Annotated in this window: 23 protein-coding genes; all 23 read right to left on the bottom strand. The window is 43.4% G+C overall.

Features of this window, described 5'->3' with window-relative positions; all coding sequences use genetic code 11:
• Positions 1–34 precede the first annotated feature (34 nt).
• On the bottom strand, positions 35–1444 hold the full coding sequence (gene gndA / locus FH968_RS16295; RefSeq protein WP_139881423.1) for an NADP-dependent phosphogluconate dehydrogenase: 1410 nt from the start codon (positions 1442–1444) through the stop codon (positions 35–37).
• 213 nt (positions 1445–1657) lie between these two features.
• Positions 1658–2203, bottom strand: a complete 546-nt coding sequence (locus FH968_RS16290; RefSeq protein ID WP_189389164.1) for a GNAT family N-acetyltransferase — start codon at positions 2201–2203, stop codon at positions 1658–1660.
• A gap of 70 nt (positions 2204–2273) precedes the next feature.
• The gene (locus FH968_RS16285) at positions 2274–3125 is read right to left on the bottom strand and encodes a glycosyltransferase (RefSeq protein ID WP_139881421.1); all 852 of its coding nucleotides are present in this window, start codon (positions 3123–3125) and stop codon (positions 2274–2276) included.
• Positions 3115–4437, bottom strand: coding sequence for a hypothetical protein (locus FH968_RS16280; protein ID WP_139881419.1), 1323 nt, complete (start codon positions 4435–4437; stop codon positions 3115–3117). The genes FH968_RS16285 and FH968_RS16280 overlap by 11 nt, the downstream gene beginning before the upstream one ends.
• Before the next feature lies 1 nt (position 4438).
• Entirely contained in the window at positions 4439–5347 is a 909-nt protein-coding gene (locus FH968_RS16275) for a glycosyltransferase family 2 protein (protein WP_139881417.1), read from the bottom strand.
• A gap of 27 nt (positions 5348–5374) precedes the next feature.
• Entirely contained in the window at positions 5375–6598 is a 1224-nt protein-coding gene (locus tag FH968_RS16270) for an O-antigen translocase (RefSeq protein WP_370451519.1), read from the bottom strand.
• A 23-nt stretch (positions 6599–6621) separates the two neighbouring features.
• Positions 6622–7725, bottom strand: coding sequence for a DegT/DnrJ/EryC1/StrS aminotransferase family protein (locus FH968_RS16265; protein WP_139881413.1), 1104 nt, complete (start codon positions 7723–7725; stop codon positions 6622–6624).
• A gap of 175 nt (positions 7726–7900) precedes the next feature.
• Positions 7901–8296, bottom strand: a complete 396-nt coding sequence (locus FH968_RS16260) for an FdtA/QdtA family cupin domain-containing protein (protein WP_139881410.1) — start codon at positions 8294–8296, stop codon at positions 7901–7903.
• Positions 8293–8847 carry a dTDP-4-dehydrorhamnose 3,5-epimerase gene (gene rfbC, locus FH968_RS16255; RefSeq protein WP_139881408.1) on the bottom strand — a complete coding sequence of 185 codons (555 nt, stop codon included), beginning with the start codon at positions 8845–8847 and terminating at the stop codon, positions 8293–8295. The genes FH968_RS16260 and rfbC overlap by 4 nt, the downstream gene beginning before the upstream one ends.
• A gap of 102 nt (positions 8848–8949) precedes the next feature.
• Positions 8950–9765 carry a glycosyltransferase gene (locus FH968_RS16250; protein ID WP_139881406.1) on the bottom strand — a complete coding sequence of 272 codons (816 nt, stop codon included), beginning with the start codon at positions 9763–9765 and terminating at the stop codon, positions 8950–8952.
• A gap of 60 nt (positions 9766–9825) precedes the next feature.
• Positions 9826–10704, bottom strand: a complete 879-nt coding sequence (gene rfbA / locus FH968_RS16245) for a glucose-1-phosphate thymidylyltransferase RfbA (protein ID WP_139881404.1) — start codon at positions 10702–10704, stop codon at positions 9826–9828.
• Between the two features lie 58 nt (positions 10705–10762).
• Positions 10763–11662: a dTDP-4-dehydrorhamnose reductase gene (gene rfbD / locus FH968_RS16240; RefSeq protein ID WP_139881402.1), complete on the bottom strand. Its 900-nt coding sequence runs from the start codon at positions 11660–11662 to the stop codon at positions 10763–10765.
• Positions 11659–12744: a dTDP-glucose 4,6-dehydratase gene (gene rfbB / locus FH968_RS16235; protein ID WP_139881399.1), complete on the bottom strand. Its 1086-nt coding sequence runs from the start codon at positions 12742–12744 to the stop codon at positions 11659–11661. The genes rfbD and rfbB overlap by 4 nt, the downstream gene beginning before the upstream one ends.
• 428 nt (positions 12745–13172) lie before the next feature.
• Entirely contained in the window at positions 13173–14069 is an 897-nt protein-coding gene (gene galF / locus FH968_RS16230) for a UTP--glucose-1-phosphate uridylyltransferase GalF (RefSeq protein ID WP_139881396.1), read from the bottom strand.
• 178 nt (positions 14070–14247) lie between these two features.
• Complete coding sequence (wcaM, locus tag FH968_RS16225) at positions 14248–15675, bottom strand: colanic acid biosynthesis protein WcaM (protein ID WP_139881394.1); 1428 nt, start codon at positions 15673–15675, stop codon at positions 14248–14250.
• A gap of 14 nt (positions 15676–15689) precedes the next feature.
• Positions 15690–16910 carry a colanic acid biosynthesis glycosyltransferase WcaL gene (gene wcaL / locus FH968_RS16220; RefSeq protein WP_139881391.1) on the bottom strand — a complete coding sequence of 407 codons (1221 nt, stop codon included), beginning with the start codon at positions 16908–16910 and terminating at the stop codon, positions 15690–15692.
• Positions 16907–18187 carry a colanic acid biosynthesis pyruvyl transferase WcaK gene (gene wcaK / locus FH968_RS16215; protein WP_139881389.1) on the bottom strand — a complete coding sequence of 427 codons (1281 nt, stop codon included), beginning with the start codon at positions 18185–18187 and terminating at the stop codon, positions 16907–16909. The genes wcaL and wcaK overlap by 4 nt, the downstream gene beginning before the upstream one ends.
• 24 nt (positions 18188–18211) lie before the next feature.
• Entirely contained in the window at positions 18212–19690 is a 1479-nt protein-coding gene (locus FH968_RS16210; protein ID WP_139881387.1) for an MOP flippase family protein, read from the bottom strand.
• A gap of 12 nt (positions 19691–19702) precedes the next feature.
• Positions 19703–21097 carry an undecaprenyl-phosphate glucose phosphotransferase gene (wcaJ, locus tag FH968_RS16205; protein ID WP_139881385.1) on the bottom strand — a complete coding sequence of 465 codons (1395 nt, stop codon included), beginning with the start codon at positions 21095–21097 and terminating at the stop codon, positions 19703–19705.
• Between the two features lie 90 nt (positions 21098–21187).
• Positions 21188–22558 carry a phosphomannomutase CpsG gene (gene cpsG, locus FH968_RS16200; protein WP_139881383.1) on the bottom strand — a complete coding sequence of 457 codons (1371 nt, stop codon included), beginning with the start codon at positions 22556–22558 and terminating at the stop codon, positions 21188–21190.
• Positions 22559–22632: 74 nt separating this feature from the next.
• Positions 22633–24072, bottom strand: coding sequence for a mannose-1-phosphate guanyltransferase (gene cpsB, locus FH968_RS16195; RefSeq protein WP_139881381.1), 1440 nt, complete (start codon positions 24070–24072; stop codon positions 22633–22635).
• A gap of 2 nt (positions 24073–24074) precedes the next feature.
• Positions 24075–25295 carry a colanic acid biosynthesis fucosyltransferase WcaI gene (gene wcaI / locus FH968_RS16190; RefSeq protein ID WP_139881379.1) on the bottom strand — a complete coding sequence of 407 codons (1221 nt, stop codon included), beginning with the start codon at positions 25293–25295 and terminating at the stop codon, positions 24075–24077.
• Entirely contained in the window at positions 25292–25771 is a 480-nt protein-coding gene (locus FH968_RS16185) for a GDP-mannose mannosyl hydrolase (RefSeq protein WP_139881377.1), read from the bottom strand. Before FH968_RS16185 ends, wcaI begins: the two co-directional genes overlap by 4 nt.

The following is a 25771-nucleotide window of genomic DNA, read 5'->3' as shown; positions in this document are numbered from 1 at the left end:
CCGCTTAATTGATCATCTTATGTAATAAGAGAGCTTATTCCATCCATTCCGTATGGAATACACCTTCTTTATCAGTACGCTTATACGTATGTGCGCCAAAGTAGTCACGCTGAGCCTGAATCAGGTTGGCAGGTAATACCGCCGAACGATAACTGTCGTAGTATGAAATCGCTGCTGAGAAGGTTGGTGTTGGAATACCGTTTTGCACCGCATAAGAAACTACATCACGCAGAGCTTGCTGATATTCGTCAGCAATTTGCTTGAAGTATGGTGCCAACAGCAAGTTTGCAATGGCTGGGTTCTCAGCATAAGCATCCGTGATTTTCTGCAAAAATTGAGCACGAATGATGCAACCAGCACGGAAGATTTTAGCAATCTCACCGTAATTCAGATCCCAGTTATTTTCTTCCGATGCAGCACGCAGTTGCGAGAAGCCCTGTGCATAAGAAACGATTTTTCCGAGATAAAGTGCGCGACGCACTTTCTCAGCAAACTCAGTTTTATCACCAGCAAATGGCTTAGCCTGCGGCCCGCTCAGTACTTTAGATGCTGCAACACGTTGCTCTTTCAATGAAGATATGTAACGTGCGAAAACAGATTCGGTAATTAGAGATAGTGGTTCGCCAAGATCCAAGGAACTCTGACTGGTCCATTTGCCAGTACCTTTGTTTGCCGCTTCGTCCAGGATTACATCAACCAAATATTTACCGTCTTCATCTTTCTTAGTGAAGATATCTTTGGTTATGTCTATCAGGTAGCTGCTCAACTCACCTTTATTCCATTCAGTAAAGGTTGTTGCAAGTTCCTCATTAGAGAGGTTCAAGCCATTTTTAAGCAGTGAATAAGCTTCAGCGATTAACTGCATATCACCATATTCAATACCATTGTGAACCATCTTCACATAGTGGCCTGCACCATCGGCACCAATATAGATAACGCAAGGCTCGCCATCTTCCGCAACAGCTGCAATCTGCTTAAGAATTGGTGCAACCAGTTCGTAAGCTGCTTTCTGACCACCAGGCATGATAGATGGGCCTTTCAGTGCGCCCTCTTCCCCACCCGACACACCAGTACCGATGAAGTTGAAACCTTCAGCGGACAGCTCGCGATTACGACGGATAGTATCCAGGAAGAAGGTGTTGCCACCATCAATAAGTATATCGCCCTTATCGAGATATGGCTTGAGGGAGTCAATGGTCTTGTCCGTGGCTTCACCAGCCTTCACCATCAACAAAATACGACGAGGAGTTTCAAGAGATTCAACAAACTCTTGTACCGTATAGTAAGGCACCAGCTGCTTACCCGGGTTTTCCGCGATAACTTCTTCAGTTTTATCGCCAGAACGGTTGAACACGGAAACGGTATAGCCACGGCTTTCGATGTTTAGCGCCAGGTTGCGCCCCATGACGGCCATGCCGACGACGCCGATCTGCTGCTTGGACATTATTTACTCCTGTCAGGTGTGTTTGTTCAGCTGTTATTAGCCAGCTGCAGTATTAAGAATGACCTAATGCTAATGCATAACTACATACATAAAGCATTTAAATTTATCATCATAATATTATTGGTAACGCGATGTAATCCCCATATATAAACAACTACTGTAAGAGAAATAGTTAAAATAACCAAAACCAAAAGCATTGCAGGCTTTAAATTATCAATAAATTTTTATCCCATCGGGTAGGTATTTACGATATTTATTCAATGACTTATTTATCGCATCAAAACTAATATTGTAAAAATAGTCTATTTCATTATCAGATATTATTGTGGCACCAAATCTTTCATGAAATCGAGAAACAGAATCATTACCTTTACGAACATCAAAATGAGCTTGCGTAAAACCTAACTTCAAACCATAACTATATACAATTAGAGCTGATTCAATTGCAGCAAAGGATGGTGCATTATTTTTTAATATCCATGACCCCCAACAAAAAGAGTCTCCAATAATGTCATAGATCCTTACAGTTCCAATTTTTTCACCACCTATTTCGTTAATAATAAAATAGGCCTGCATAGGATCACCTTGATACTTAAGTAACCAAGATCGCTGCTCTTCAATATCTGCATTAGTTTGAGAAAGATATTTGTTTTTTGTTGCATCAGTTCTAAGAGATATTATAAATTCAGCGTCATTTGCAGTAGCATTTGATAGATATAATTTATGCCCATGCAATATATTTGATTTAATGCTCTTCATAAGACCCCTTGCAAATAATGAAAAAATAACATTATCAATAACAGCAATTAAACTCCTTGGCTTAGGATATTTAAAATGAACCATATTTATTTTTAAAAAAATCAACTACACCTTTTAGTGCATATGTCGCTCTTTTCTTCTTTTCATCTAATAAAAAAAGAATTAGTAAAAATTTAACTGGTAGTTTAGCTAGTTGTGATAATTTCCATTTTAATGGTGCATATGGACGGCAGAACATATATAGAATATTTCTATACTGGTAGTAATGTCGAATAGGTGAAGGATATTTCATAGGAATAACGTTAGCCACACCATCACCTAAACAATGATTGAGCTTTGCATTCTCAATAATATAAATATGAAAACCTAATGACAGAGCACGCCACCCCCATTCAAAGTCTACGCAGTCAATGAAAAGTTTGTCTTCAAATAACCCAACCGACTCAATATGGCATACATTAATCAATGTTCCTGAGCTGATCAGGTCACGGCACGCATAGATTCCATCAGACAGGCTATCACCAAAAACAGATAAGTTTTCACCACTAACATTGACTGCATTTGCACATACTATCGGCATATTTTGGATGAGTGTTGCACATTTATTTCTGCCTGACAGTAGCACACTGAGCATGCTAGGATCGGGAATGCTATCATCATCTAAAAAAAGTATATCTGTAGAATTTAGTTCTATTGCCTTAGCAAGACCAGCATTTTGAGCTGATGCAATTCCCACATTACCAATCATAGGTACGTAAATCGCTCCTGATTTAGTACAAAAATGATTTATATCTGAACGTCTCTCTAAATCAGTTGAGTTATCAACAATAATGTAGCGGACTGAGAAGTCCAAGGCTCCTAAAATAGTATTCAATTTATCAACATCAGAGTTGTAAGCTACAATAATGACACTAATTAACACTTTTGTTTACCTCACGACAAACGGAAGCAATAATCCAAATCAAAATAAGGATGATAAATACATCTATAATGTATGCAATTCCAACTGATGGATTAAGTACTATAGCTAGAGAACGACAATATAATGCAGAAATAAATGCTACTGCTACTGCAGAGCTATGGATATACTTCTTTTTAAAACCATTTATTTTTCCTAAAATAGCTCCAATGAAACAGCTAAATATCATTCCACCGACATATCCAAAGTATACATACCCCGTTAAATCAAAATGATTTGCTGGCCCCCGCATAATGGGATCATTGGGATACCAGTTTAGCCAAATTTGCCGTCCAACATCAGAGTTAGCAAAATCAAAATCAAATAAATTAGACATTAATCCATTGCCAAATGTATTAGCAAACATTTGCAATAATGGATGCTGAATGGATATATTTTCAAGAATTTGATTTGTTAGCGATAGATAGTATTGGTCACCATTTGCTAATACACGCAGTATTAATAGTTCGACAGTTACAGGCGCGCCAGGAATATATTGTGAATTAACATAGCCTATTGCAACGGATGTTTGTGAGAGTATTGCCAATACAAAGAATAACAACAACGCCCCCAACAGTAAAAATAAAAAAAGAACACCAAACGTGAGTTTTATTTTTTTTCTTTCAGCTATGAACCCAGCAACAAACATTACATATAATTGCTCAAGCAAAGCAAATTTAGCACCAGATAGTAGTGCACCTATTAAGGAAACGAATATTGCACCCAAAAGATATTTTTTCTTTTTTATTCGTAAAAAATATACAAATAACCAGGCTGCAATTATTAACCTTAGAGCATCCATAATTCTTACAACACCACCCAAGCCTCTATTAGCTTCAAATCTAGAGGAATAAAAAACGGCGGTGGATACTTTCCCTATATAAATAGCTGCACATAAGAAATAGATAAAAATAAGAAACTTAATTAACAACCCTTCCTGACGTTCGCAAGTATATGTTAATCGATAAAAAATGCCACTACTACGCGCTCGTCTTGATGATAAGCTGCTGGTTAAAATAAAACAGAATAAAAATAAAATAGCATAAAGAGCTAAAAATGAAAAATAATAATCACTTACTAAACCATGAGCGTAAAGAATTATAACTATTGCATAGGAAGTTCCAAACGTAAAAGTATAGTAAAAATGAAACGGATCAAATATATAACCAATTGTTTTACGTGTGCATAAATACAACACTACACAGCATGTAATTGCATACGCAATATATTCAAGAGCATTGGCGAAAAGAAAATCAAAAAACAAAAAATCGCGCATGTTATAATTTCCTTTTCACCCAGTCACTAATTTCACTAGCGAAAGAAGTTATAAACATAACATATTCCCCGTTTTTGATTATCGCCCTTAATAAATATTTAATAACCAAAGCATCTTTATTTTTTATAGCCATTAATAGATAAAACGCGTATTGCTTTGTTAGAGCTTTTGGCAAAATATTTGCTGGCACTACAACCTTAAAGGCCTCTTCTAACATAGAAATTTGCTTTCTTATATTTTTATACGTATTGGTTTCATGTTGCCTGTATTTTGATACAACATATTGCTCATTATATTGTATTTCCTTTCTAGAAATTGAATAGTTAGAAATCATCTTAACGAACATGGGATAATCATCCCATACCAGATTTTCATTCCAACCACCAACATCCAGCAGCGCTTGTTTTTTAAAAATGGCTGATTGCAATAACAAAGGTTTAGGAAAGTTTGTGAAAATAGATTTCCTTATTTCGTCATCTGATAAAGCGAAGAAATCATTGTGTTTAGTGGTATAGCATTTTTGCGAGCATGGGGTGTTTGCGTGATAAATCCAAGCATTGCCAATAATCATTTTTGATTGTTTGCTTTCTAAGAACACGTTAAATAACGACTTAAAATCTGCAGGGCAAATAATATCATCTGAAGCAATAAAATAAATATTTTCATACTTAGCCATGTGTAAGCCAATATTCAATGACTTCACTAAACCACTATTTACTTTTTCTATAAATTTTATATCTATGTTGCTAGATTTTTTATTGATGTAATCTTTAATTACACAAGAAGAATCATCTGTAGAACCATCATCAATTACAATAATTTCTTTTACAAGATCAACTTCGCATGCTGAATCTAAAGTGTCCAATATATAATCTTGATGGTTATAAGATAAAACTACAATTGAGATCATGCTTACCTCAAATTTAAAAATGACGACTTACCTCGAAAATCTTTTGACATTACAAAATACAAATAAGAAATATAAAATGTAATTAAATAGATATGCATAGTTAGCCCCATGAACACCGATTTTCGAGACAAATATTAGAGTAAATACAACCCAAGAAATAGAGAAAATAACTTCGGTTCCTACGAACCATTTTGTAGCTTTACGCGATAACATTGGATAGGCATACAACCAACTAGCAACTTTAACAACATCACCAAGTAGCTGAATAAAGAAAAGATCACGAGCAGGTGAAAACTCTTTCGTAAATAATATTGAGATGGCAATATCTCTTGTCAAATACACTAATACAGCTAAAAGAGTAACAATTGGGATGATAACAATTGCTGTATTATTAATTTCATTTTTAATCTCAGTCGCAGAATCAATTGTCGACAGGCGTGGCAAAAAATAAACCCCAAGTGCCATCGTGATAACGCCCAAATAGACTTCTGAAATTTTCCATACTGCCTGCCATTGCCCTGTTACTATCCACCCTACATGGTCGACTAGAATATTTCTGATTAAAATTAAAGAAATAGGCAAAGTTAAAGCAGTAGCCATAGCCATTAATATATAGCCGCCAATATCTTTTCTTTCTTTATTACCTGTTCTACCCCACCAATACTTTAAGCGGATCCAAGGTTGTCTAAGTGAAGATAAGAGCAATATAATACCAACTATTGCCGATTGAATAGTAGCTGCAAGTAGAGCACCATTTAAGTCAGCATAAATAATCATCACTATCATCAACAATCCGGAAATAATCGCTGAAGCCATACCAAGAGCGACATACCGCCTATATAATTGTTGACCATTAATAACAGAAGTTATCAATGTACCTATTGCCGTAAAAGGTAAACAAATAATTACAGCACTAACAATCCATTTATAATCGGCATTACCAAAAATCCATTCTGATATACTTTCTGAAAAAATAAGCCCCAAAGGAATCATTATTAGACATAATAGCATCACCCACTGAAATGATGCTTTCCACCATGGCGAGCAGGCATTAAAACCATATTCTTTATTTTCTGACGTATAGCGTATAATGCCATTATTTACTGGTGAATTAATTACACCATTGAACCCATTAACCAGGCTTTGAACTTGACCGAGGAGGGCCATCCCAGATGGCCCTGTATAAACCGCAACAACTTTTGCAATAACAAAGCCCATGACCATTTTGACAAGTGTTAATAATCCTGTCATTGCCGTGACCTTTAATAACCTTTTCATACACTGAAATTATTCAATGTATGAATAATTTTAGCCACATCAGAATCTTTCATGGTAGGATCGAGTGGGATTGATAATACAGTGTCATGTATTCTCTCAGTTACTGGCAAAATAAGAGAGTTCAATTCCGCATACGCTTTTTGTTTATGTGGTGGAATAGGATAATGGATTAATGATTGGATATCATTTTGTTGCAACCATGCCTGCAACAAGGATCTTTCATCACACTGAATTACAAATAAATGCCATACATGTGCAGACTTACATAATACATGTGGCAATGTGATTAATGGGTTTTTAATATTATCAAGGTACTGACCTGCTATACTTTGGCGGCGAATAGTTTCGTTGTTTAAATACTTTAATTTTACACTTAGCATTGCAGATTGTATTTCATCGAGACGACTATTCATCCCGGTATAAATATTTTCGTACTTCTTATGAGAGCCATAATTACGCAACGCGCAAATTACTTCAGCTAATTCGTCATCATTGGTAGTTATTGCCCCAGCATCACCTAAAGCACCAAGGTTTTTCCCCGGATAAAAGCTAAAACCGGAAGCGATCCCCCAAGTACCTGCTCGCTTCCCATTTATATGGGCGCCATGTGCTTGAGCACAATCCTCAATGACAAATAAATCAAACTCCTCAGCTAACTCCATAAGTTGAGGCATTGGTGACAATTGACCATAAAGATGAACTGGCAAAATAGCTTTAGTTTTAGATGTAATAGCAGAACGGACAATATCAGGAGATAAATTGAACGTTAGAGGATCTGGTTCAACAAGAACTGGTGTTAAATTATTTGCTGTAATAGCCAGTACTGATGCAATATACGTATTGGCTTGAACAATCACTTCATCTCCATCCTGAAGTTTGCCCAGTTCTTTTAATGCGCGGAATATTAATATAAGAGCATCAAGTCCATTAGCAACCCCAAGAGTATGTTTGACTTCGCAGAATGAAGAAAAATCATTTTCAAACTTACTCAGCTCTTCACCCATAATATACCAACCCGAATCAATAACTCGAGCACATGCTTCTTTTAATTCCGCTGCATATTGGGAATTTATGGACTTTAAATCAAGAAAATTAATCATTTCTACACTCTTTAAATATCAAAATTAATTCTATTAGTAGGCGATTATACTCATAGTTGAGCATAATAATTAAATACACTTTTGAGCAGAATAGATAATCATGCATCTATTTATACTTACATGGATTTTCACAATTATATAAATTATGATTAGCTACAACAAACTGCAGTAGTATTTATTTGCTTTGCTCTAGAAAGTCTTCGTAATCTCGTACATAATCTGACTCATCGTAATGTTGATCTGCAAGAACCATGAGTACACAATCATCGGAAAAATCATACATTTCACGCCACATGAAGGATTCAATAAGTAATCCTTGTGCCGGATTATCTAAAACAACTTCAATACGTTCCCGACCATTATCTAATAAAAAGCGACAAGTGCCCCGAACAGCAATAGCAACCTGTTTTAGGTGTTTGTGTGCATGAAACCCACGTCTAACACCATCTTTCGTATTAAACATATAATATACACGTTTGATTTCAAAGGGTATATTATTTCCATCTTCCAGTGCAACAAGAGAGCCGCGATCGTCCCCATGAGTTTGAAGAGGTATTATTTGGATATTCATTTATTCTTCCTAACCTTTAATATCTCACTTAATTTTTTTGCTTTCTTGTCTTTATCTGAGAGAACCACATCATTAATCGGCCACTCAATACCAATTTCGGCATCATTCCAAAGAATACTATCTTCATGCGTAGGGGTATAATAATTAGTTGCTTTGTAGACAAATTCAGCATGGTCTGACAATGTTAAAAAGCCATGAGCAAATCCTTCAGGTATCCAAAGCTGTTTCTTATTTTCAGCAGACAATAAAATACCAAACCATTTACCAAAATCTGCCGACTCAGGTCGTATATCTACCGCAACATCAAAGACCTGCCCCATTACACAACGAACGAGCTTACCTTGAGAATAAGGTTCATGTTGAAAATGCAAACCTCGTAAAACTCCTTTGCTCGATCTTGAATGATTATCTTGAACAAAATCATATGATTTACCTATCGCATTCTCAAAAGATGTTCGGTTATAACTCTCAAAGAAAAAACCTCTATCATCCCCATATATCGTAGGTTCAAAAACCACCAGATCAGAAATATTTGTTTTATAGCTTTTCATGCATCTTCTCTATTCGATAGTTGAAATAAGCTCCATCCTTCTAAATTTCAAGAGCATTTTATACAGTCATATTTAGGGTGATTACCGATTAAGGGAAAGGAATTAATTATTAATCCGTCGCGATTTTTTATACAAATATCTTAGGAGGGGTACAGGTAACAATCTTGGTAAGCTTCTTATAAAAAAATACGTTAGTGAAATTGGTAAAGACTGAAACTTCAATTTGTATTTTAGATACGCTAGTTGATACTCGCTTTTAATGTACAACAAGCCTCTTCGCCTTGCGATCATCCCATCCCCGGCCCTAACCTTTACTAAATATGACTCAATATTTGCAACCTGGCATGAAGTAGCTAATACCCTTAACCAAAGATTATAATCTTCCATCAGATAATGATGACGATAGCCACCTACAGAAATTATTGTATTCTTATTGAAAATTACTGACATGTGGTTAAACGGGTTTTTTAAAGATGCATACTTAACAATATCTTGGCTACTGGAAGGGACAATACGTGATGAGGTAATAATATTTTCATCCGACTCGAATTCCAGTGTATTACTGCCCAAAATTGCAGTTTGAGGATTTTTTTCTAAATATGCTATTTGTTCTGAAAATCTTGTTTCTACACAAATATCATCAGTATCCATTCTAGCAACAAAATCATAACTACAATGTTTTAAACCTTCATTTAACGCATTACCAAGGCCAACATTTCTATCTAGCTTAACAGTTTTTATAGGTAATTTAGAGGCCCATTTCATCACAATATCATCAAGTTCTTTTGAAACAGGGCCATCATAAACACATATTACTTCTGGAATAGTTAATGTTTGATTATAGAGACTCAATAAACAATCATCTAGATTAGCAGCTGACTCTTTATGATAGAGAGACATCAAGACACTGAATTTCATTTTTTACTCTCGCAAGATGTCATATATTGAATATTTGGCATAAAAGCTAGCTCATTTCTATTAACTAGACTTAACCATTTTCAATAAATATTGACCATAATCATTTTTCACTAATGGTGCGGCCAGATTTTTAACTTGTTCTGCATCAATAAAACCTTTGCGATAAGCAATCTCTTCTGGGCAAGAAACTTTTAATCCCTGACGAAGTTCTATGGTTTGAATAAAATTACTGGCTTCAATCAAACTTTGATGAGTTCCTGTATCCAACCATGCATAACCACGGCCCATCATGGCAACAGACATACGCCCTTGTTCCATATATATTCGGTTAATATCGGTGATTTCTAATTCACCGCGAGGTGATGGTTTGAGACTTTTTGCCATTTCTACAACACTGTTATCATAGAAATACAATCCAGTAACTGCATAGTTGCTTTTTGGTTGCATTGGTTTCTCTTCAAGAGAAATTGCTTTACCAGTCTTATCAAACTCTACAACGCCATAACGCTCAGGATCCGTAACATGATAAGCAAATACAGTTGCACCAGATTCTTGAGCAACAGCACTTTCAAGTTGCTTTTGTAAATCATGTCCATAGAAAATATTATCACCAAGTACCAATGCACAATCATCACTACCAATGAACTCTTCACCAATAATAAATGCTTGAGCCAAACCATCAGGACTTTCTTGAACTTTGTATTGCAGATTCAAACCCCATTGGGAGCCATCGCCAAGCAACTGTTCAAAACGTGGAGTATCCTGAGGTGTACTGATAATCAAAATATCACGAATGCCGGCTAGCATCAGAGTGCTAAGCGGATAATAAATCATAGGCTTGTCATAAATTGGTAGCAGCTGTTTACTAACTGCCATCGTTACCGGATATAAACGAGTGCCAGAACCACCAGCAAGAATAATACCTTTACGTGAAGTCATTTTAATTTTCCAATTTTTAAAAGTGTTCTATTTATAGTTCACTAAATAATATTATTTATTATGCATTCATTGCAGCAAAGAGTTCATCTAACATTCGTTTAACTCCTACATGCCACTCAGGTAGAGTTAGACCAAAGGTCTGCTGGAATTTCGCAGTATTCAGTCGTGAATTCTGTGGGCGACGGGCAGGTGTAGGATATGCACTTGTTGGAACCGGGTTGGTTTTATTCACTGCCAGTACCAAACCTGCATTTTTTGCTTCGGAAAATACAAGATTTGCATAGTCAAACCAAGTCGTTGTACCTGACGCAACTAAGTGATATAAACCGGCCACTTCAGGCCTGCGCATTGCTGTTGTAATTGCATGAGCCGTGCAATCAGCTAATAATTCAGCTCCGGTTGGCGCGCCGAATTGATCGTTAATTATCGCGAGTTCTTCACGATCTTTTGCCAGGCGCAACATGGTTTTGGCGAAGTTATTTCCTTTCCCTGAAAAAACCCAACTAGTGCGAAAAATGAGATGTTTGGTGCAGTTCTGTTGTACTGCAATTTCACCTGCGAGTTTTGTTTCGCCATAAACATTTAACGGTGCAACTTTATCCGTTTCTAACCATGCCCTTTCACCGTCTCCTGGGAAAACATAGTCTGTAGAATAATGAACCAACCAGGCATTAATTTTTTCAGCTTCTTTTGCTATTGCTTCAACACTTGTTGCATTGAGTAATTGTGCAAAATCACGTTCACTTTCAGCTTTGTCAACAGCAGTATGAGCAGCTGCATTCACAATCACATCGGGTTTCACACGACGTACGGTTTCAGCGACCCCTTCAGGATTGCTAAAATCTCCGCAATATTCAGTTGAGTGAACATCCACTGCAATAATATTCCCTAATGGAGCCAGGGAACGCTGTAACTCCCAACCAACCTGCCCTGTTTTTCCGAACAAAAGTATATTCATTTACGTTCACCGTAATTTTGTTCGATCCAGGATTTATACGCACCACTTTTGATGTTATCGACCCACTGTTGATTAGTTAAATACCATTCAACCGTTTTGCGTATTCCGCTTTCAAAGGTTTCCTGTGGTTTCCAGTTTAAATCATGGCTAATTTTGCTAGCATCAATTGCATAACGGCGATCATGACCAGGGCGATCCGCAACATAAGTAATTTGCTCATGGTAAGACATATTTTTAGGAACTAATTCATCCAGCAAATCACAAATCGTCAATACTACATCGAGATTTTTCTTTTCATTGTGCCCACCAATGTTGTAAGTCTCACCCAAAACTCCCTGGGTAACGACTGTGTACAACGCGCGCGCATGGTCTTCAACATACAGCCAGTCACGTATCTGGTCACCTTTGCCATAAACAGGCAGGCTCTTCCCTTCCAATGCATTAAGAATGACTAGTGGGATCAATTTTTCTGGGAAGTGGTATGGGCCATAGTTATTCGAACAGTTAGTCACAACGCAAGGCAAGCCATAGGTCCGTTGCCACGCGCGAACGAGATGATCGCTTGATGCTTTAGATGCGGAATATGGGCTGCTAGGTGCATACGATGTTGTTTCAGTGAACAGCGGAAGAACTTTTCCGACCGGGCATTCATCTGGATGCGGCAGATCGCCATACACTTCATCCGTAGAAATATGGTGGAAACGAAAACCAGTTTTACGCTCTTCGGTTAACTGTGACCAATACGCGCGGGACGCTTCAAGTAAAGTGTAGGTACCAACAATATTGGTTTCAATAAACTCTGCAGGCCCGGTGATAGAACGGTCTACATGGCTTTCAGCCGCCAGATGCATAATCGCATCGGGTTGATGCTCTAAAAAAATCTTGTCCAGCGCATTTCTATCGCAAATATCAGCCTGAACAAATGCGTAGCGATCATCGGTCGACACTTCAGCTAATGATTCTAAATTACCTGCATAAGTTAATTTATCAACATTAACAACGCTGTCTTGAGTGTTATTTATAATATGTCGAACGACCGCAGAACCAATAAATCCGGCACCACCAGTAACAAGAATTTTCACGGGAATAGTCTCTCTATAATCTTGTAATAATTTGCTTCGATAAATGAATATCTGACGATTACATTACTTGAGGTAATTAATAGCAAAACGAAATGATGAATAATTGAGCTTTAGCCACGCTACCGCCCCTGGCTTAACAGCTACCAGTGGACTGAAATCTCTAACGTTGCCAACTTTCCTGGCTTACGTTTGGCTAAATTTCACTAAACATTCGAATGAACAAGTAGTTAGATTTACAAACTAATAATAGAATAATCAGTTTTTGCTCATTCGAATGCCAAACATAGAACCAGCAAACTTACACTTTGTAACATGCCACCCAAAAAAAACGGCAATCAGTTTCAATCAGGTTCTAAAATGCAACCTTCCTGTCACTATTGACTGCCGTTCTTACCATCAGAAATGCACCATCATTGTTCTCAAAACAATTAGCGGGCCAGCATCTGCTTGATGCTATCCCTGAACTTCTGCCCTTCTTTGTGGTTACGCAGACCGTACTGTACAAATGCCTGCATGTAACCCATTTTCTTTCCGCAGTCGTAACTTTCGCCGGTCATCAATGCCGCTTCAACGGCTTGTTTTTGGTTCAATGCAGCTATGGCATCTGTCAGTTGGATACGACCCCAGGCACCTGGTTCGGTTTTTTCCAGTTCAGGCCAGATATCAGCTGACAGGACATAACGCCCTACGGCTGCCAGATCGGAATCCAGTGAATGCGGCTGATCCGGTTTTTCCACAAAATCAACAATGCGACCAATCTGGCCATCGTTATTCAACGGCTCTTCAGTTGTGATCACAGAATACTCAGACAAATCTTCGTTTGGCATGTGCTTCGCCAGAACCTGACTGCGGCCGGTTTCTCTGAAACGCTCGACAATTGCAGCTAAATTATAGCGTAGCGGATCCGCGCTAGCGCCATCCAGGATTACGTCTGGCAATACCACAACAAATGGGTTGTCGCCGATAATTGGGTGGGCACATAAAATGGAGTGACCCAGTCCCAACGGCTGAGCCTGACGCACGTTCATAATGGTCACACCCGGCGGGCAGATGGACTGAACTTCCGCGAGCAACTGGCGTTTTACGCGCTGCTCAAGCAGAGCTTCAAGCTCGTAAGAGGTATCGAAATGGTTTTCTACTGCATTCTTGGATGAATGCGTCACCAGCACGATTTCTTTGATACCGGCAGCTACAATTTCGTCAACGATGTATTGAATCATCGGCTTATCGACGATCGGCAGCATCTCTTTGGGAATAGCTTTTGTTGCTGGCAACATATGCATACCCAAACCTGCTACCGGAATAACTGCTTTCAAATTAATCATGTTCAGTTCCACCTCTAAAATGGTTGGAGGATTATAGTCTTTTCGTGCTTTGATGCCAGCATGAATTGAATCCGAAAATTAGGACTTCATCTTAACGTTTACAATAAAGTACGCAAAACCAGATGCTTGGTTTTAATCTCGCCAATGGCTAAGAATACTCGCAAAGCGGCTTGACGATTTACTTAAAGGTCGTTGGTAGAGCAAAATTCAAACCGCTTGTGTTCACATGTTGATGGTCAACCCGGTCGATATCCACTGAGCTATCCCCCTTCTCGTTCACGGCACGCACATTAGCAAGCGACAGCAGCGTATCGTCTTTGGCCATAAACCGGCCACGTACATCCTTACGCAGGTCAAAGTTTAGCTTCAACGCAGGCCCAACGTCCGAGTTTTGCATCACGTCGACATTTCGCAGGAACAAATGTTGCGGCTTGTTATGCAACTCAAGCGTTGCGCGCTTCATCACAACATTGGTGATGGCTACAAAGGAGGTGGCGTTCCCTGAAGAAATCTGTATTCCCCGGCTTTTAAACTGCATTTTGGTATTATCAAGCGTGATATCGTTGAGTTTGAAATTTTGCGGAATAGATAAATATTTGCCTTTGACAGTACCGTAACCAATAAGAAACCCCGCACTCTCTTTCATGTCGATATTATCAATCACGAAATTATCACAGCCATAAATTGCTACAGTGGCATTATCAATTCCTGCTTTCTTACTAAAAGTATGATTAATATTGCGTGCCTTTATATTGCGGATAATAAAGTGCTTGCCATTCTCAACGTGGACCAACTGCCGGCAGTTGCTGCCCGTAATATTCGCCACCACAAAATTCTTCACCGCCTGGTCTTCCGGGTACTCGTTGTCGTAAGTACTTCCAGCAAGCCCAATGCCGATGCCCCAATTGATTTTTCCATTGGTGCAATCAATGTTATCAATCACATGGTCGGAGATAAGCAGATTGTGGTCGTTGATCGCCACGTTCCATTCAATGGCATCACCCTGCAAGTGGCTAAAATGGCCGTTGGTGATCTTCACGTTTTCCATTCGATTGTGGAAACCCTGGCGCAGAATGGCATAGTTAGCATCGTGCACGGTAATCTGATCGATGACCAGATTGCGCATAGTCCGTTTCTCTTTGCCGCCAATATAGATCTGCGTAACGGGTACAAAACCACTCATATCAATCCCTTTGATCGTGCAATCTGAGCCACGTACATCCAGAGTGATATTGTTAAAACGTCCGCCCTTCTCCCCCACTATTTGGCAGCCATCCTGCATCACAAAACGTCCTTTGCCATTGCCTTTTAAACCACCGGCAACATGCAAGGTTTTGCCTTCAGGCATAAAGATTGCGGTATTGATATTGTCGCAGACCAAATCAGCGGGAACTATTACGGTGTTAGCCGTTGAAAAGGCTTTTTTGAAGGCGGCAATCCAGTCGCCACTGTAGAATTTTTGCACGCTGACCTCGCCTTCTCCGGCTGCTGCCAGCACGCTGCGAGGTAAAATGAATGGCACCGCGGCCAGTACTGAACTGGCCTTTAACAATTTGCGGCGGGAGGATGAAAAGAAAGGAAGAGTAGATTGAGTTTTTTTTCGCATACGTCCTCGCGGATTTAAAGCGTATGTAACTGATGAGCTAATTTTTGATAGATAATTTTCTGATTAAATTCGGTTTCAACTTTTTTGCGAGCACGGCTCAACATTGGTTTCAACTCACTTTCTTCAACACTGGAAAATGCCTGCAAGCAGTCAGCAAGTGCAGCTGCGTCTTTTTCCGGCACTAGCCAGCCAGAACGCCCTGCGTCTATTAGTTCAGGAATGCCACTGTGAACGGTAGAAATAACCGGGATACCGACCGCCATCGCTTCCATCAATGCCACGGGTATCCCTTCCATATCGCCGTCCTCGCCAGTAATTGAAGGCAGCAAAAATAGGTCGGCTTCGTCCAGCATCGCTTTCACTTCATGGTTTGGTTTAAAGCCCGGCATAAACACCACATCATCAAGCTGATACTGTTCGATAAGTGTACGCAGGCGAGTTTCCCACGGGCCGATGCCTAGTATGTTGTAACGAAACTTCACACCGCGTTCTTTAAGCAGCAAACAGGCGTCGATTGCCACATGCAGGCCTTTCTTCTCGGTTAATCTCGCCACCGAGATAATCTCCAGCGTGTTGGCTGGCGCTTTAACAGGGCGCTGCGAGAAACGTTCCATATCAACGCCCATACGCGAAACGATAATTCTCTCGGCTGGACAACCCATTTGTTGCAAACGCCCTGCCCACAAATCGCTGATTGGCAGCATCAAGTCGCCACGTACGAAAAGTTTTTGATATTCAGGTGTGTAGTGCGACAAAGCCTCACGTCCTGAGATATCAATGCCGTGGAAAACCGTGGCAATTTTGCCTTTGAGCAAGCCAAGCTCACGCAATTTTGCCGCCGTGACACCCGCAGGGCCAAAGTGAGCGATAAACACATCGGCCTGCACAGTTTGTGGATTACGGCCACAAATCGAGGACAGAATCAGATTGCGAGCTTCCTCACCATAGCGTGCCGTATTTAATGCCCGCCACGTACGCGGACGTAGCACACCACGCAGTGTATTCAAAGCCCGTGATTGCAGCTTCGCGGCTTTACCCGCGGGCTCATCCATCAGCCAGGTCGTTTTCTCGGCAAGTTTGTACTCTTTGAATGCCGCGTGTGTATTGGTCAAATCTCCCTTCTGGATGGCAACAATTTCCACCTCAAAACCCATGTCGATAAACGCGACAATCTGGTTCAACACAAATGTTTCGGATGCCACTGGGAACTTGAGCAGGAAGAAACCAACTTTCATTTTTCCTCCTTGATGCGAGCCAACACCGATTCCACCATGCGCAGGCCGTCTTCACGTTCCGCACGCACCGCATGATCTAAACGCTCTTTGATTGCAGGCAATTGTCCCAATACATCTGCGACCACGCTTTGTAGCGACCCATTCAGAAGCTGGCGGATTTCGATCGCCATTTCCGGCATCCCCAGTTGCTGCATGATGCCCGCCGATTTGTGTTCGTAATTAATGGCAATCGCTGGTGTACCGAAGTTCATGGAAATGATGGCGGAATGCAGACGGGTGCCGACTGTCAGTTCGCACTCAGCCAGGATTTTCCCCATTTCAAGGTCGTTCAACTCATCCATAACCACATGGTATTGTTCGGGATTATTCACATATTGACGCAGGTTGAGTGCCACCATGCGATCGTCTTTGTTGTAACTGTCGATGCCGGTACAGGTAGATAAAGCCAGCACCTGATAACCTTGATCAATCACACGATTAACCACCGAGGCAAACGCCTGCTCATAGGCCTGCTGCGTGGTGCCAAGACGTTTATCGAACGGCGCCAATTCACGCAAAGTAATAGCGACTGTTTTCTTACGCTTAATGACATCGAACCAATGCCGCACTGCGTAACTCGGCACAAAACTGTCATTGTGATGTTCCACAAGCCAGGCCGTATCCACGCCATGTTCAACTTTGCTGCTATCAATGTTGCTCTGCATCATCAAATTGAGGCTAACAGTTTCACGCAAAATCAGTGCCTTCGCGTTGCCAAAAACATAGCTCGCCAGGTGGTTAAACTGCGCATCCTGGAATGGCCCCACGCTGTGGCCAATCATGTAAACCGGTTTTTTCGCCATAAAGCTGCACAACGCATGCTCGAATTGCGAAACACCGTACAAATCGACAAAGAACGAACCGCCGACCTGAATAATCGCGTCATATTTTTGCAGTGATTTAACGAAATCGATAAAGCCCTGCGGGATGGAAATATTGCGCAAACGCCCGTTATCAGTGGCTTTAGCCAGCAAAACCTGGTGTTGATACTTGCGCCTAAGTACTTTCTTAACTCGACCCACCAGCCCGACCGCGTTGTTGTGTTGCTTCATCTGCTTATATAAACCATCACCCATCACTGGGCGGCCCAGCAACCAGGCAGAACTCACCGGATAGCGGCTCATGACATCAACCTGCACAGTTTCATCAACAGTGGTAATCGCATCAATCAGCCCGCGCAATATGGCGCTATCACCGCGATTACCGCAGGTGTGGTTGCCAAGAATTAATAATTTCATAGTGATTAGACCTCTTAGGGGTTTTCAGCTTGCGCGAAGCAGCGTTTTCAAACGATCGTTACGGCAAAACTGGCGTTTCATCTCGACCACCAGCGCATTACGGGACACCGCCAGCATGATGATAAAGGCCAGCGTCCCGGCAGCAATTTGTACGCCCAACAACAGGCCGAGCGAGAGCTGCCCTTGCAGGGCAATGCCCAGAACAGCGCTAACGACAACGGTTGGAATGGAAAGGTAAAACGGCAGCCAGATACTCTGAATATATTGGCGATAACTCGAACCAAGCACTGGCTTAATCATGATGAAATAGCTCAGCACGGTATTCACCACCTGCACAAACAAGAAACCCAGCGTTACGCCCAGCGCTCCGGCCAAATGTCCACCGACAATAATCGCCGGGATAAACAAGCAGGTTTTGAAGACATTGAATTTAAAGCTGATATCAACACGAGCTTTTGCCATCAGCAGCGACCCAATCGGGTTACCAATGGAACGCAACAGGCCAACCACGCACAACAGTTGCAGAATCGGTGTAATAAACTGCCACTTATCACCAAACACCAGCGGTACAAAATTGTTCGATACCACCAGTAGGCCTAGCAGCGCCGGGAAATTAATAATCCCGACAATCGACAGCAGCTTGTAGAAATTGACGCGCAACTTGTCGGTATCGTCCTGGATTTTGGCGAATGCCGGGAATAATACGCGTGTAATAATGGGATTTAGTTTCATGGGTGGCACTACCGCCACGTTATAAGCGAGGTTATAGCCACCGGCGATGCTCGCACCAAGAATTCTTGCCAGCACTAACGTTGAAAGGTTGGTATTCACATAATTGATGATGCTATCTGCCGTAAGCCACGCACCAAACTTTAAATTAGAGCTGACGGATTTCAGCGAAAAATGCAGGCCAGGGTGATAAATCTTACGGCCAAAGAAGCCAAACAAAGCAGTACGAACGACGGTATTAACCAGGTAACCAATGATCGCGGTCATCGCGAACGGGTAATACATGGCAGCGCCCACCGTCACGGTAAAACCGGCAAGCACCGACACTGTTTCAATAGAGCCAATCTTTGAAAATTCCAGCTCCTTTTGCATCAATGCACGGAACTGTTGGCCATGGGGAATAACGATAAATGCAAACGACAGCATTTTAATCAACGGTGCAAGCTTTGGCGCATGCAGAACCGAAGCGATAAAATCGCTCAGTAAAAACACCAGTGCAAACACCGCTAAACCCAACCCCACATTCAGCCAGTACAGCGTGGTTAACTCAAGATTACTTATCTCTTTACGCTGGATAATCGAGTTGGCGATACCAAAATCTGACAGCGTATCGGCCAGCGCAATGATAACCAATGACACCGTCAACAAACCAAACTCGTGGCTGTCGACAATGCGCGCCAACACTGTCATCTGCACCAGGCCAAGGCTAATAATAATCACCGTGGCAATAGCGGACCATTTGGCGCCGCTGATGGTTTTTTCTCTCAGACTCATGGGTAGTTTCCGTTAATAGGCAGCTTTGTTGACAAAGCCTTTGAATATGGTCAAAAAGACAATTTTGATGTCAAACCACAGGCTCCATTCACGGATGTACTCAAGGTCAAACTCAACGCGTTTTTCCATTTTCTCAAGCGTATCGGTTTCGCCACGCCAGCCGTTTATTTGCGCCCAACCGGTGATCCCCGGCTTCACTTTATGGCGCAACATGTAGCCTTCAATCAGCGAGCGATACTGTTCGTTATGGGCCACTGCATGTGGCCGCGGGCCGACAATCGACATCTCGCCCATCAGCACATTGATAAATTGCGGCAGTTCATCAAGGGATGTGCGACGTAGGAAATTGCCCACTGGCGTAATGCGCTTATCGCCTTTAGTGGCCTGAGTGACCACGGCGTCATTTTCCATCACCTTCATAGAACGAAATTTCCAGACTTTGATAGGTTTACCATCCATGCCGTAGCGTGTCTGGCGGAAGATAACGGGTCCAGGAGAAGTCAGTTTCACCGCAGCACTGATACACAGAAGTACCGGGGAAATAAACAGCAGGATGAGCGCAGACAGCACAATGTCCTCAAGGCGTTTCATCACCCGATTGATGCCGTTTAGCGGAGTATCAAACAGCGGTACAACAGGCACACCGTTAACTTCTTCGGTGCGAGAGTTCAGAATATTGAAGGTGAAAACATCAGGGATCAGCATCACAGAGCAGGTGGTGTCTGTCAGTTCACGCACCAACGTTTTGATTCGCGCTTCTTCACTCATCGCCATCGCGATATAGATATTGTCGATGTGCCCTGCTCGCGCTTGTTCAACCAAATCTGCGAAACAACCCGCATAATCGCCATGCTGTGAATCGGGTTGCTTATCGTCATAAACACCCATGACGTCAAAACCCAGCCACGGTTCGTTGCGGAAGCTTTCAGCCAGCGTATAGCCCACAGGCAGAGAACCCGCGATTGCGATGCGGCGCGTGTTGTAACCCATATTGCGCATCCAACCCGCCCCAAAACGAATAAACACCCGGCAGAAAACCATGCCGAAACTGGTCAATACATACCACGCCAGGTAAACCCAGAAAGATCCGTCAAAGTCAGGATTAAACGCCAGCAAACCGGCACTGAATATCAGGCTCAACGTCCAGTTTTGCAGCAGTAACATGAGCTCGCTGGACATTCGCACACCGCGCCAGGAACGGTAAAAATCGGTAATTCCCCCGATCATCTGAAAGACCACGAGGGCAAGCAACGCCATCAGCAAATGCATATACAAAAACGGTAATGCGTTGACCTGACACACCACCCATAACCCAACAAACATAATGGTTATGTCAGAAAAACGTTGCACCATTGAGATTAACGATGCGTTCGTTTTTGGCAGCTCGCGCTTTTTTAGGTTTGTCATCGTTTTACCTTTGTTAACTGTTTCCCCCTCACCCCAACCCCCTCTCACAGAGGAAGAGGGTTAGGGTGAGGGCGACCTGTGCGAATCAAATCACTGATTCAGCAGTTCCATAATTTCCCGTGTTCGCGTCTGCATCAGCAGTTCATTGCCGCGTGACTCCACATTCAGACGCACCACCGGCTCAGTATTTGAGCTGCGCAGGTTAAAGCGCCAGTCGCCGAATGCCATGCTCACGCCATCAGTGTTATCCACATCCGTGGCGTGTGGGGCAAAGTGCTGCTGCACACGCTCAATGGCAACGACCGGGTCTGCCAGCTTGCTGTTGATTTCACCGCTTGCTGGCCACGCCGCCATGCGGTCATGAACCAGTTCACCCAGGGTTTTACCTTTCAGGCACAACAGTTCGGTTACCAGCAGCCACGGGATCATCCCGCTGTCGCAGTAAGCAAAATCGCGGAAATAGTGATGCGCACTCATCTCACCGCCGTAAATGGCATCTTCCAGACGCATGCGCTCTTTGATAAACGCATGTCCGGTTTTCGACATCACTGGCGTGCCGCCTGCACGCTCAACGATATCCACCGTGTTCCAGGACAGACGTGGGTCATGAATAATCTTCGCCCCCGGCTGTTTTTCAAGGAATGCCGCCGCCAGCAAACCCACGATGTAATACCCTTCGATAAACTGCCCTTCCTCATCGAACAGGAAGCAACGGTCGAAATCACCGTCAAAGGCGATGCCCATATCTGCACCGTGTTCAATCACCGCATTGCGCGTGTCGTCGCGGCATTCAGGCAGTAGCGGATTAGGGATACCGTTCGGGAAATTGCCATCAGGCTGGTTGTGTACTTTGATGAACGTCAGCGGCACATTCAGGGTGTTAAAGCGCGCTTCAATGGCATCAATAATCGGGCCAGCCGCACCGTTACCGGAATTAATCACAAGTTTCAGTGGTTTGATGTTGTTGACATTGATGTACGAGAACAGATGGTCGATGTAAGCCTCAACCACAGATAGTTTCTGGTAGCTACCACGCTTTTCGGCGTTTACAGGTGGGAAATCATTGGCTTCCGCCAGACGTTGCACATCACGCAGGCCGGTGTCGCCGCTGATTGGTCGCGCGCCTTCACGTACCAGCTTCATGCCGTTGTAGTCCATCGGGTTATGGCTGGCCGTCACTTCAATGCCGCCGTCCACATCCAGATGCCAGGTAGCAAAATAGATTTCTTCGGTGCCGGACAGGCCGATATCCAGCACGTCCACACCCGCATCCTGCAACCCTTTCGCCAGCGCCAGTTTCAGTGTTTCACTGGTCAGGCGCACGTCGCCCCCCAGCACGATGGTTTTCGGTTTAAGGTACTCGCCATACGCGCGGCCAATGCGTTCCGCGATATCTTCATTGAGTTCATCACCCAGGCGACCACGGATGTCGTAGGCTTTAAAGCAGGTTAACTTTTGCACGTTTCAGTCTCCTCCAGGCAACAGTTGCCCAACCCACAGGGTTTGCCTGCGGGGACTTATGAATTTTTTAGTGGCTAAATGCGCCCGTAACGGTCTTTAAAACGGACGATGTCGTCTTCTTCGAGGTAAGTGCCAGAGCGCACTTCAATCAGGTCGAGCGGAATTTTTCCGGGGTTTTCCAGGCAGTGCGTCACACCCAGAGGTATGTAGATGGACTCGTTTTCGCCCAGCAGCTTTATCTCATCACCCAGTGTCACTTTTGCAGTGCCCGCCACCACAATCCAGTGCTCGGCGCGGTGGTGGTGCATCTGTAAAGACAGCCCTTCACCCGGCTTCACGGTGATGCGTTTCACCTGGTAGCGTTCACCTTCATCAATGGAGTCATATTTGCCCCACGGGCGATACACTTCGCGGTGTTTGTGGTGTTCGTGGCGACCATCAAATTTGATTTGTTCAACGACCTTCTTCACGCTTTGTACGTGGTCACGGTCGGCAATCAGCACCGCATCTTTGGTCTGCACGACCACCAGATCTTTCACGCCAACCGTGGTCACCAGACCAGACTCGGCATAGATGTAGCTGTTTTCTGTGTCATGGCTGATGACATCGCCATGGTGCACGTTGCCCTGCTGGTTTTTGGTGCTGATTTCCCACAGAGACGACCATGAACCAACATCGCTCCAACCCGCATCCATCGGCACCACTACCGCATCGGCGGTTTTTTCCATGACAGCGTAATCTATGGATTCGTCCGGGCAGGTCAGGAATGCGGCTTCATCAACGCGCACAAAGTCGAGATCCGGGTCGACATTCGCCATCGCTTTTTCGCAGGCAGCAAGAATGTCCGGGCGGAATTTTTTTAACTCTTCAAGATAGCGCCTGGCGCGGAACAGGAACATGCCACTGTTCCAGTAATATTCGCCGCTGGCAACGTACGCCTGAGCGGTATCGATATCCGGCTTTTCGACAAATTGCGCCACGCCGAACGCCACGGAATCCACACCTGGCGTGTTCGCTGTTGCAACTTCACCACGGCGAATATAGCCATAACCGGTTTCTGGCAAGTCAGGAACGATGCCAAACGTCACCAGCTTTCCTGCTTCGGCATACGGTTTCGCGTTACGCACCGCTTCACGAAAGGCTTCTTCATTCTGAATCACATGGTCAGCGGCAAGAACCAGCATCAGTGGATCGTTATCGGGCTGATGACGAATCGCTGCGAGTGCAGCCAGTGCGATAGCCGGTGCCGTGTTACGTCCGGCAGGCTCGAGTACAATATTTTCCGTCAGCTTGTTCAGCTCACGCAGTTGCTCGGCCACGATAAAACGGTGTTCTTCGTTGCAAATCACCACCGGGCTTTCGCACTCCACGCCGTTTAAGCGGCTAATGGTGGTTTGCAACATAGTCAGTTCCCCTTTCAAACACAGGAACTGTTTCGGGTAAAGCACGCGGGACAACGGCCATAAACGGCTACCGTTTCCTCCAGCCATGATCACCGGATAAAGTTGGCTCATTTTTAACCCCGAATGTCAGCAATAAATTGATTCAGCACGCTATTTTTCTCAAGCGTGCGCTCGGCATATTCACATGCCACCGTGTTGTGTAGCGGCAATTGCAGGCAGCGCTCTATTCCATCGGCTAATGCATCAACCGATTCAGGCTCTACGCACACAGCAATACCGGAATACGCATCGCAAAGTTGGCCGAGTTCGGTATCCGGTTCTGCGGTAATCACCGCATTACCGCCCACGGCAAGAATATTGGTCAGTTTTGAAGGCAAAACGGCGTCTGCTGCCCCCCGGCGTTGAATCACCAGATGACAATCAGCAAGACTCAGTAATGCAGGCAGAGCGTTGTAAGGCTGCAACGGGTGGAACACTACGTTTTGCAAACCTCGTTCCTGCGCCAGTTTTTTCAGACGCGCAGTGCCGCCGCCCTGCCCGACAATGACAAACAGATAAGGCTTGCTGGCAAAACGCTCGGCAACGGCAATGACCGTTTCCAGCCCCTGTTTTTCCCCAATATTGCCCGAGTAAAGAATGATTTTTTTATCAAGAGGCAGTTGCAGGCGGCCACGCACAGCAAGGATTTCCTCACGTGAGACACCCTGAAAACGTTCTACTTCCGACCAGTTCGGGAAGAAGATCACTTTGCTTGGATCCACACCTTTTTGGGCCGCTTTGTTCATCATCGAACGGGAAATGGTCGAGACGTTATCCACGTTGTGCAGACCACTTTGCTCAAAACGCTGAGCCAGACGGGCAACTTTGCCCTGTTTTTTGCCCGCCATGCCCAAACCGAGCATGGCGTCCACTTCGTAATCCTGGATATGCAGCAGCGTTCGTGCGCCACTGAGTTTTGCCAGCAGGCGCATACCTGGAACACAAAACAGCGTCGGCACCACACCAATAATGCGATCCGGTTTCCAGCTACGTTGCGCCAGTAACGGGAATAACGAACTTAGCGCAAAGCTGCCCAAATGAATCAGGCGCTTTAACGTTGAAGGTTGTTTTGGTACGTAAAGTGGGCAGCGCCAGACGGTAGCTGCGCCGACTTCTTTTTTATACTTCCAGGCTGAATAGTCCGGATGTACTTCCCAAACCGGATAATAAGGTGGTGCGGTGATAACCCGCACCTCGTGGCCCTGGCTCGTCATCCACTCAACCATCTCGCCGGTATATTTACCGATGCCCGTCAGCTCCGGTGAATAATTAATGCCATAGACCAGAATCTTCATAATCCGATGACCTTATCTGCCTTGTCGGCAAGAAAATAAGCACGGCTGTTGTCATGCACATCTTCACGCTCAAGCAACTCAGCAGGTGTTAACCAGCGATAAGCACTGTGCTGGGCATCTGGCAATTGCAGTTTTGCTGCATCCACACGCAGGCGAAATCCCAGCACGATGTAGTGCGTGGAGAAATCTGTTCCTGAGAAGTTGTCGTCGTAAAAGTGCTGCCACACGCCGTAAAATTCCCCGTCAGAAAGGGTGAAACGCTTACCTAATTCGGCTTCAGTTAAGCGAGAAAAAGCCCGCTCCAGCGTTTCATCTTTCTGCACCCGACCACCCGGCACGAACCAAAAATTCTGCGCCGGGCGCTGGGTACGCAGCCCCAGCAGGAACTCTCCGGCCTGATTTTCAACAATCAAGTCGATAGAGATAAGCGGCGTCGAACGCACGACGGTTGAGAAATCTTCAGCACTCAGAAACAT

Source organism: Buttiauxella sp. B2 (genome assembly GCF_006376615.1).
Taxonomy (GTDB): domain Bacteria; phylum Pseudomonadota; class Gammaproteobacteria; order Enterobacterales; family Enterobacteriaceae; genus Buttiauxella.
This window is presented reverse-complemented; position numbering and strand designations above follow the sequence as displayed.

Coding starts and splice junctions, on each gene's coding strand:
- gndA (WP_139881423.1), bottom strand. CDS start 1,444: ATGTCCAAGCAGCAGATCGGCGTCGTCGGCATGGCCGTCATGGGGCGC.
- FH968_RS16290 (WP_189389164.1), bottom strand. CDS start 2,203: ATGAAGAGCATTAAATCAAATATATTGCATGGGCATAAATTATATCTA.
- FH968_RS16280 (WP_139881419.1), bottom strand. CDS start 4,437: ATGCGCGATTTTTTGTTTTTTGATTTTCTTTTCGCCAATGCTCTTGAA.
- FH968_RS16275 (WP_139881417.1), bottom strand. CDS start 5,347: ATGATCTCAATTGTAGTTTTATCTTATAACCATCAAGATTATATATTG.
- FH968_RS16270 (WP_370451519.1), bottom strand. CDS start 6,598: ATGACAGGATTATTAACACTTGTCAAAATGGTCATGGGCTTTGTTATT.
- FH968_RS16265 (WP_139881413.1), bottom strand. CDS start 7,725: ATGATTAATTTTCTTGATTTAAAGTCCATAAATTCCCAATATGCAGCG.
- FH968_RS16260 (WP_139881410.1), bottom strand. CDS start 8,296: ATGAATATCCAAATAATACCTCTTCAAACTCATGGGGACGATCGCGGC.
- rfbC (WP_139881408.1), bottom strand. CDS start 8,847: ATGAAAAGCTATAAAACAAATATTTCTGATCTGGTGGTTTTTGAACCT.
- FH968_RS16250 (WP_139881406.1), bottom strand. CDS start 9,765: ATGAAATTCAGTGTCTTGATGTCTCTCTATCATAAAGAGTCAGCTGCT.
- rfbA (WP_139881404.1), bottom strand. CDS start 10,704: ATGACTTCACGTAAAGGTATTATTCTTGCTGGTGGTTCTGGCACTCGT.
- rfbD (WP_139881402.1), bottom strand. CDS start 11,662: ATGAATATACTTTTGTTCGGAAAAACAGGGCAGGTTGGTTGGGAGTTA.
- galF (WP_139881396.1), bottom strand. CDS start 14,069: ATGATTAATTTGAAAGCAGTTATTCCGGTAGCAGGTTTGGGTATGCAT.
- wcaM (WP_139881394.1), bottom strand. CDS start 15,675: ATGCGAAAAAAAACTCAATCTACTCTTCCTTTCTTTTCATCCTCCCGC.
- wcaL (WP_139881391.1), bottom strand. CDS start 16,910: ATGAAAGTTGGTTTCTTCCTGCTCAAGTTCCCAGTGGCATCCGAAACA.
- wcaK (WP_139881389.1), bottom strand. CDS start 18,187: ATGAAATTATTAATTCTTGGCAACCACACCTGCGGTAATCGCGGTGAT.
- FH968_RS16210 (WP_139881387.1), bottom strand. CDS start 19,690: ATGAGTCTGAGAGAAAAAACCATCAGCGGCGCCAAATGGTCCGCTATT.
- wcaJ (WP_139881385.1), bottom strand. CDS start 21,097: ATGACAAACCTAAAAAAGCGCGAGCTGCCAAAAACGAACGCATCGTTA.
- cpsB (WP_139881381.1), bottom strand. CDS start 24,072: ATGAGCCAACTTTATCCGGTGATCATGGCTGGAGGAAACGGTAGCCGT.
- wcaI (WP_139881379.1), bottom strand. CDS start 25,295: ATGAAGATTCTGGTCTATGGCATTAATTATTCACCGGAGCTGACGGGC.
- FH968_RS16185 (WP_139881377.1), bottom strand. CDS start 25,771: ATGTTTCTGAGTGCTGAAGATTTCTCAACCGTCGTGCGTTCGACGCCG.